The organism is Chamaesiphon sp. OTE_20_metabat_361 (genome assembly GCF_031364565.1).
Genome location: NZ_JANLWO010000735.1, coordinates 1 through 7,709 on the forward strand (window position 1 = coordinate 1; position 7,709 = coordinate 7,709).

At 46.2% G+C, this 7,709-nt stretch carries 8 protein-coding genes; 5 read left to right on the forward strand and 3 right to left on the reverse strand.

Annotated features, from left to right (window positions below; genetic code table 11):
* Window positions 1–123 precede the first annotated feature (123 nt).
* The gene (locus RMO35_RS20880; protein WP_309743862.1) at window positions 124–252 is read left to right on the forward strand and encodes a hypothetical protein; all 129 of its coding nucleotides are present in this window, start codon (window positions 124–126) and stop codon (window positions 250–252) included.
* Between the two features lie 12 nt (window positions 253–264).
* On the forward strand, window positions 265–1,263 hold the full coding sequence (locus RMO35_RS20885; protein WP_309743864.1) for an adenosine kinase: 999 nt from the start codon (window positions 265–267) through the stop codon (window positions 1,261–1,263).
* 68 nt (window positions 1,264–1,331) lie between these two features.
* Here RMO35_RS20885 and RMO35_RS20890 read toward each other — a convergent pair whose 3' ends face one another.
* Window positions 1,332–1,472 carry a hypothetical protein gene (locus RMO35_RS20890; protein WP_309743865.1) on the reverse strand — a complete coding sequence of 47 codons (141 nt, stop codon included), beginning with the start codon at window positions 1,470–1,472 and terminating at the stop codon, window positions 1,332–1,334.
* Between the two features lie 239 nt (window positions 1,473–1,711).
* Window positions 1,712–2,791, reverse strand: coding sequence for a magnesium chelatase ATPase subunit I (gene bchI, locus RMO35_RS20895; RefSeq protein ID WP_309743866.1), 1,080 nt, complete (start codon window positions 2,789–2,791; stop codon window positions 1,712–1,714).
* 432 nt (window positions 2,792–3,223) lie between these two features.
* Between bchI and RMO35_RS20900 the strand changes: the two genes are divergently transcribed.
* The gene (locus RMO35_RS20900; protein ID WP_309743868.1) at window positions 3,224–4,690 is read left to right on the forward strand and encodes a hypothetical protein; all 1,467 of its coding nucleotides are present in this window, start codon (window positions 3,224–3,226) and stop codon (window positions 4,688–4,690) included.
* 395 nt (window positions 4,691–5,085) lie between these two features.
* Window positions 5,086–5,505, forward strand: coding sequence for a large conductance mechanosensitive channel protein MscL (gene mscL, locus RMO35_RS20905; RefSeq protein WP_309743870.1), 420 nt, complete (start codon window positions 5,086–5,088; stop codon window positions 5,503–5,505).
* Between the two features lie 116 nt (window positions 5,506–5,621).
* Here the strand turns inward: mscL and RMO35_RS20910 are convergent, their stop codons facing one another.
* Window positions 5,622–6,860: a methionine gamma-lyase family protein gene (locus tag RMO35_RS20910; RefSeq protein WP_309743877.1), complete on the reverse strand. Its 1,239-nt coding sequence runs from the start codon at window positions 6,858–6,860 to the stop codon at window positions 5,622–5,624.
* 81 nt (window positions 6,861–6,941) lie between these two features.
* Here RMO35_RS20910 and RMO35_RS20915 point away from each other — a divergent pair.
* A partial coding sequence (locus RMO35_RS20915) for a fatty acid desaturase (protein ID WP_309743878.1) occupies window positions 6,942–7,709 on the forward strand: 768 nt, incomplete at its 3' end.

Consider the following 7,709-nt stretch of genomic DNA (forward strand, 5'->3'; position numbering starts at 1 on the left):
AGCGATAATAATAGTCGATGCTTGAGGCGATCGAAATAGCCAACGAGATCGGAACGAATGTATGACATAGGATTGAGCGCGAATATCTGTTTTAACTTTAGCAGAATCATTCAGTGGTTTTTGGTGTCTGCATCGAAGAAAGTGCCCCCAACTGGTGAAATTCCAGCAAGATCGATCGGCGATCGCGGCTATGGTCGTCAGATAAGGTACCATCGATCGATGGGCTACGCGCTGAGATCGATACTTTTATAGACGAGGGATTTTATGGCACGCTACGATGTATATGGACTAGGGAACGCGCTACTGGATGTCGAGTGTGAAGTCGCACCGGAGCTACTAGTAGAACTAGGCATCGACAAAGGTGTGATGACACTCCTCGATGAAGCCAGTCAGAACAAAATTTTGGCGCGGCTGGGTAGTGCAGCCAGCAAGCGCACCTGTGGCGGTTCCGGTGCGAATACGATCGTCGCTATCAGTCAATTTGGCGGTAAGACATTCTACTCTTGCAAGGTTGCCAAAGATGAACCCGGACAATACTACCTCAACGACTTACTAGAGTGCGGCGTCGATACCAATCTCAAAACTCATCCCCCTGCCGATGGCATCACCGGGAAATGTCTGGTGTTTGTAACTCCAGATGCAGATCGGACGATGAATACATTCTTGGGGATTTCTTCTGGCCTCTCCGACATCGAACTAGTGCCAGACGCGATCGCCAACTCCACTTATACTTATATCGAGGGTTATCTAGTTACGGGCGAAACTAGCAAACAGGCGGCAATCGCAGCCAGAGAAATCGCCGTCAATGCGGGTCGAAAAGTTGCCTTAACTCTCTCCGACCAAAATATGGCAAAGTTCTTCAAACCCGGACTGCTCGACATGCTCGGCACTGGAGTGGATCTGTTATTTGCCAATGAGAGTGAAGCATTGGAAATGGCTGGTACTCAGGATTTAACCAGCGCGATCGAGTTTTTAAAAACTATGTCCAAGAGTTTTGCACTTACTCTCGGTGCAAAAGGTTCGCTAATCTTTGACGGTCACACATTAATTGAAATCGCCCCTGTGCCCGTTAACGCGATCGATACCGTCGGCGCTGGCGATATGTATGCTGGTGGTCTGTTATATGGCATTACCAACGGTCTGGATTGGGCAACCGCCGGACGGTTGGGTTCGTTAGCTTCTGCTAAATTAGTCACGATTCCCGGCGCGCGAATGGCAACGCCAGATCTCCAAGCTTTGCTGACAGAAGTAATGAGTAGCTAAATCAATCATCTGGCATTGCTGACTATCAGGTATGTTGCATGAGTTGCTGCAACCCCCACCTCCCATCTCTAACTTGTCTTTTCACCCAATAACATCATCCAAACGCTAGAAATTTGAGCGGGTAACTCTATAGTCAAGGTAGGTATTACCGATCCTGACATCAATTGACCTTTTACTCGATTTACCGAGCAGACGGCGATCGATCTCATGAGCAGGAGTAGCTATTAGTAGGCAGATTGTGATTCTAATCCGAGCGGCTAGTGACCTGTAACTACCCCAATCTACCTTCTGATGGCACGAGATGTTACCGATAGCAAAAAGCTGGGCATACTGAGAAGCGCAAATTTGGCAAAAAATAGTATATTGCCAAATCGGTAATTTGACATTGACACAAAAAAACTGGCTCCTCAATGGCAGCCAGTTTTGTTGTGAAGTTGCGATCGAGCGATTATTTTTCAGCCAACTCTACACCGAATACTTCCGCAAAGACTTTATTTACCTTATAGCCAGAATCGATCGATTCGAGGGGATCTTTGCGGAGTCGGTGACGCAGGCACAGCGCGATAATCCGGCGAATATCGTCGAGAGTGACCTCTGTGCGCCCTTCAAAGGCGGCTAAAGCCTTGGCAGCGCGGTTAGTGACGATATCGCCGCGTAAGCCGTCTACATCGCATTCAGAGCAGACTTGGGAGATCTTCACTCGTAGCTCATAGTCGAGCGACACACTTGCGAGTCTGGTTTGAGCATCGACGATGCGCTGCTGGAGAAGTACTTGTTCGGCTTGATATTCAGTGGTAAACTTGTTGGGGTTTTGGTCGAAATCCGATCGCTGTTCGACGATTTGCACTCGCAGAGCTGGCTCTTTGACAGTCCGAATTTCGGCGTGCATCCCAAATCTGTCGAGCAGTTGAGGGCGGAGTTCGCCTTCTTCTGGATTTCCCGAACCGACTAAGACAAATCGCGCTGGATGACGGATCGAGATCCCTTCCCGCTCGACGGTATTCCAGCCACTAGCAGCCGAATCGAGTAAGACATCGACGAGGTGATCGTCCAAGAGATTGACTTCATCGACGTACAAGATCCCGCGATTGGCTTTGGCTAGCAATCCTGGTTCAAAAGCTTTGACACCTTCAGCAAGGGCTTTTTCAATATCGATCGTGCCACAAACGCGATCTTCAGTCGCTCCCAATGGTAAATCCACCATTGGCACTTTTTTAGTAGCGACGGGAAAAGTCGCATGTGTACTCAGAAATTCCTCGCGCAATTCCTCGCTCATCAAATCGGGATCGCTGGGATGACTATTGAAGGGATCGCCAGCCACAACATCGATTTCGGGGAGTAGATCTGCTAGTGCGCGAATTGTCGTAGACTTACCTGTACCTCGATCGCCCATGATCATCACCCCACCGATAAAGGGGTCGATGACATTTAACAACAGAGCTAATTTCATTTCCTCTTGCCCGACAATAGCAGTAAACGGAAATACAACTCGACGCGCTGTAGCGGGCGATTGGACGGTAGCAGCCACAATAATTACCTATCTTCAATAATTTTGACAATTTTCTCTCATTATAGATGTTAGTGAGACGAGAACCTAGTGGCTACTATGTGGTCTTTGGATTGGTGCTGCTGGGTCTGAAGATCGGAACTTAGCGATGGGCGCGGCGAGACAGTACGGGTAAATTGGCGATCGCTATGAAAAATCGGGTCTTAGATCGGGAGTGCTGCTGTACTCATTTAATTTACGGCTTTAATACCTTTAGACTCACTAACAGCCTAACTTTCCGCTTTTTAAGCATTGTTAATACATTTGAGATATATTAGCTATACTGAAAATTCAGCATAAAGTCTATTTAGAAGTATTTATTCAACAGTTATAATATTTAGCAATTTAATAGAGTTGTTACATACCCAATTAGATGGTAGATGATATTACTAGAAATCTTGGGAGGTATAGTACTTGACTAATTCAGCTCACAATCTCGATCGCACAACTCCACAAGATGGCAGTCATCCAAGTTCAGATAGCATTGAATTAACATTAAATCCCGCAGACGATCGTCTGCAATCGCCCGATCTCATGAGTGAATATGATGAGGCAACCCAGCAACAGCTTGGATTTGATGTAGTAGGAGACGATCGCTCATTAAGTGCGATCGAAATCACAAATATTAGCGATCGCGATCGGAATTTACAGATCCTAAATGATAACGGCGATCGAAACGATCTCAAGAAGATCGACAGCAAACATCAGTCAGATTCGATCGAGATCGACTCATCACTTGATGTCCGTACCGAACTAGATTTATTACTAACAGCCTTGGAGCAATCCACGCCACATCCGCCTACTCCAAGTCTGGAAACCGATGCTAGCTCGATTTCTAGTATTCTCACTCAGATCGCTACAGTCGAACCAGTCACACACGTTCAAGAATCAATTCAAGCTCTAAACGCTAGCCGCGAGCAACTGACACTCGCCCAATCTCAATTACAAATATTAGCGCAACGCAATCAAACTCAAATCGATCGAGTTGATGCCAACGTGTTAGAAGTCAAGCAAATTAAGTTTCGGATTCAACAATTAGCACAGCACAGTAAAAGTCAAATCGAACATGTCGAGCGAATATTAAACTCACTATCCAAAATTCATACAGAAATTGTCACCAACCTAGCTAAATTTGGTGGATATGATGAGATTCGGGCGATGTTAGCGCAACTTGAAGCTGCTCGGTATGCCTTGGTTATCGCTCACGATCGCGTCAATACTGGGCAAGAGAATTTTTATGATTCACTCAAGTTAATTCAGGCACAAGTCGCTGCGCGTAGCGATGAATCAGAGGCAAAGTTAGATCGATATCAACAGTCAATTCAAAGCCTATCTCAAGCGATCTCTACAGATCGCTTGCGAATTGCCGGGATGAGCGTAGAGATGAGTACAAAAACTAATGAACTACATAGTTTAAGTGCCGAAATTACAACCATACACGATCGAATTGTCGAAAAATCTCAAACTCTCCAAGCTAAAATTACTCGAATCGATCGCAGCTTTAGCGAACTTTCCCAATCGGTGCAGCAAGAAAAAGAACAGTTTTATGAGCTAACTGCCGAATCGATTGAAAAAGCCGATCTGGTACGATCGCAACTCGATGAAATCATCAAGCAGATTAGTGACGATCGGGCGATTTTCAAGACATTCACCGCAGAAATCGAAGCTGTCCGCAGTGAGGCTAAAGCCGAAGCAGAACGCCAGTTCGAGCGGATCGAGTTGCGCGATTTTGAACTCAGCACGCTTGCCAATAATTTTAAAATCGATCGCAAACAGCAACTCATTACCACAACTAAGCTCACTAACTGGCTGTGGATTCTTTCTGGTGGTATGGGTATTATTTTAGTCCTATTAATTCGGCTGTCAATCGCTATTAAGTAGGCAAACTGTATTTTACAATCTTATTTATCAATCGATCGGATCCCTCGATTGGGATATGATGTGTGATACTTTCAACTCGCGATCGATCTTGAAATTAATCGATCGTTGCTCTGGTAATTTTCTTGGTGATTAGGGCTGTGGCAAAGGTGAAACGAAAAGAGGGGAAAATAGCCGCAGCAGATACTAAAGAGTGCTTATACTGTTTATCTACTATCCCGATTGAAGCTAGCAAATGCGCTCACTGCACTTCAGAGCTACCGATGGCGATCTAGCTGTGAATAAAATCGGTGAGTAGATAAGGATTTTTTGATAAAATCTGGTCTGGGACTTCCCGCAATCGGAAACCAGTGGTAGGATGTGTTGTTAAATAACATTACAACACCAACATAAGAACCATGGCATTGCAACAAGGTAGTCTGATCGGCGATTTCAAGAATTTTATTATGAAAGGCAATGTGCTAGATCTAGCTGTTGCCGTAATTTTGGGTGGTGCATTTGCTAAAATTGTTGAGTCTTTTATCAAAGACATCATTACTCCAGTTATTTTGGCTCCAGTGCTGGAAGCTGCCAAGTTGAAAGACATTGCTGAATTAAGTGCTGGAGGAGTAAAGTACGGTTTATTCCTGGCTGCGGTAGTTAACTTTTTATTAGTTTCATTTGTGATTTTCCTAGTAATTAGAGCATTTGAAACTGCTAAAAGAAAGATATCTCGTCAGGAAGCTATGGCTGAAGCAGCAGCAGATCCAGTAGTAGTACAGCAGCAACTAATCGATTCGATCGACAGGTTGAATTCAACGGTATCACAAAAAATGTAATGCTCGATCGGTAGCATTATAAAATAACTACCAGCTTGGAATTTTTGTGAATCTATTGCTTTAGATGAAGCCTGTCAAAGTCGATTGCCAAAATTCAAACGTTGGCAATCGATGAATTAGCTTGGCTCGATCGCTTCAATTGCCTCCACCGCAGCTTCTAGCGCGATCGAAATATGCGTCCAATGAGTACCACCCTGACAAAAAGCAGTATAGGGTTCGCGCAGGGGGCCGTCAGCAGAAAATTCAGACGTACTCCCGTCAATAAATGTCCCACCTGCCATAATTAACTCGCTCTCATAACCATGCAGATTGCCAGGAACGGGATCGACATAAGCGTCAATGGGTGAATTTTGTTGGATCGATCGACAAAAAGCAATCAGTTTCGCTCTCGAACCAAACTTAATCGCTTGAATCACATCGCGACGCGGTGCCAACGGTAGCGGATTCACTTCATAGCCCAATTTATCGAACACATAGGCTGTCAAATGGTTGCCCTTAATCGCTTCACCCACCATTTGCGGCGCTAGAAATAAACCTTGAAACAATAGCCGATTTTGGTCGTAAGTAGCACCGCCAGAAGAACCGATCCCTGGTGCTGTGAGCCGACAAGCCGCCATCTCTACCAAATCCCCTCTCCCGGCGACGTAGCCGCCGCCTGTGGCGATCGTCCCCCCCGGATTTTTAATCAGCGATCCGGCAATCAGATCCGCACCCACCGCAGGCGGTTCGCAATCTTCGACAAATTCACCATAGCAATTATCCACAAAGCAAATCGTGTCGGGATTTTGGCGTTTGACAATTTCAATAATCCGCCCGATCTCCGCGATCGATAAAGACGATCGCCAAGCATAACCACAGGAGCGCTGAATTAGCACCAGACGGGTATGCTGTTCGATCGAATGACTCAAAGTATCCCAAGCGATCCCCCCGTCGCTCTCAAGGGCTAATTCGCGGTAGCTAATCCCAAATTCCTTCAGCGATCCTTGCCCCGTCCCTCTAGTGCCGATCACTTCCTCCAAGGTATCGTAAGGTGCGCCCACCACCGACAGCATTTCATCCCCCGGACGCAGTACGCCAAATAGGGCACACGCGATCGCATGAGTACCCGAGACAAACTGCACCCGTACCGCTGCCGCCTCCGCACCCATAATTTCGGCAAAAACTCGATCGAGCGTTTCTCGCCCCAAATCGTCGTGTCCGTAGCCGCTGACACTGCTAAAATGCCGAACACCCACTCTGTTTCGGGCGTAAATTTCCAAAACTCTTCGGAGATTACCCTTGACTTGCCCGTCAATACCATTAAAAATCAGGGATAGTGCCTTTTCTGCCGCTGGAATAAGTAATTTGCCGTTCATGATTCGATGGGGTAAATTATTTGCCTGTGGGATCTGCTAGCAGATCGGGCATATTAGTAAAACTCTTCATAGGTTATCTCAATGACTGTTGCCGCATCAACAAAACTTCGTCTCGATTGGACGATGATTATCGCACTCGTTATCTTTCATATTGGCGCAGTCTGTGCTTTTTTACCGGGACTATTTAGCTGGCAAGCTGTTGGGGTGGCAGTACTGCTCCATTGGATTACGGGTGGACTGGGGATTACATTAGGTTGGCACCGTCTGCTGTCTCACCGGAGCTTTCAGGTGCCCAAATGGTTAGAGTACTTCTTTGCTTTGTGCGGCACACTAGCATTGCAGGGTGGCATTATTTGGTGGGTAGGGTTGCACCGTCACCATCATCTACATTCGGATGAAGATGTCGATCATCATGATTCCAAGAAAGGTTTCTTGTGGAGCCACGTCCGATGGATGTGTTTTGAAATCCCGGCTGAAAGCGATATTCCCCGCTTTACCAAGGATATTGCCAACGATCGCTTCTATCAATTTTTGAATGAGTATTTTTTCCCCTTGCAAGTTGTCTTGGGAGTAATATTGTACGCGATCGGTGGTTGGCCGTTTGTATTTTGGGGCGTGTTCGCTCGTCTAGTCATCGTTTACCATTGCACTTGGTTGGTAAATAGCGCCACTCACAAATTCGGCTACCGCAACTTTGAAACAACCGATAATTCGACCAACTGCTGGTGGGTTGCCCTGACTACTTACGGCGAAGGCTGGCACAACAATCACCACGCTTACCAATATTCAGCGCGTCACGGGATGAAATGGTGGGAAATCGATATCACCTGGATGACAATTCAAGTATTG

Coding starts and splice junctions, on each gene's coding strand:
- RMO35_RS20885 (WP_309743864.1), top strand. CDS start 265: ATGGCACGCTACGATGTATATGGACTAGGGAACGCGCTACTGGATGTC.
- RMO35_RS20890 (WP_309743865.1), bottom strand. CDS start 1,472: ATGAGATCGATCGCCGTCTGCTCGGTAAATCGAGTAAAAGGTCAATTG.
- mscL (WP_309743870.1), top strand. CDS start 5,086: ATGGCATTGCAACAAGGTAGTCTGATCGGCGATTTCAAGAATTTTATT.
- RMO35_RS20910 (WP_309743877.1), bottom strand. CDS start 6,860: ATGAACGGCAAATTACTTATTCCAGCGGCAGAAAAGGCACTATCCCTG.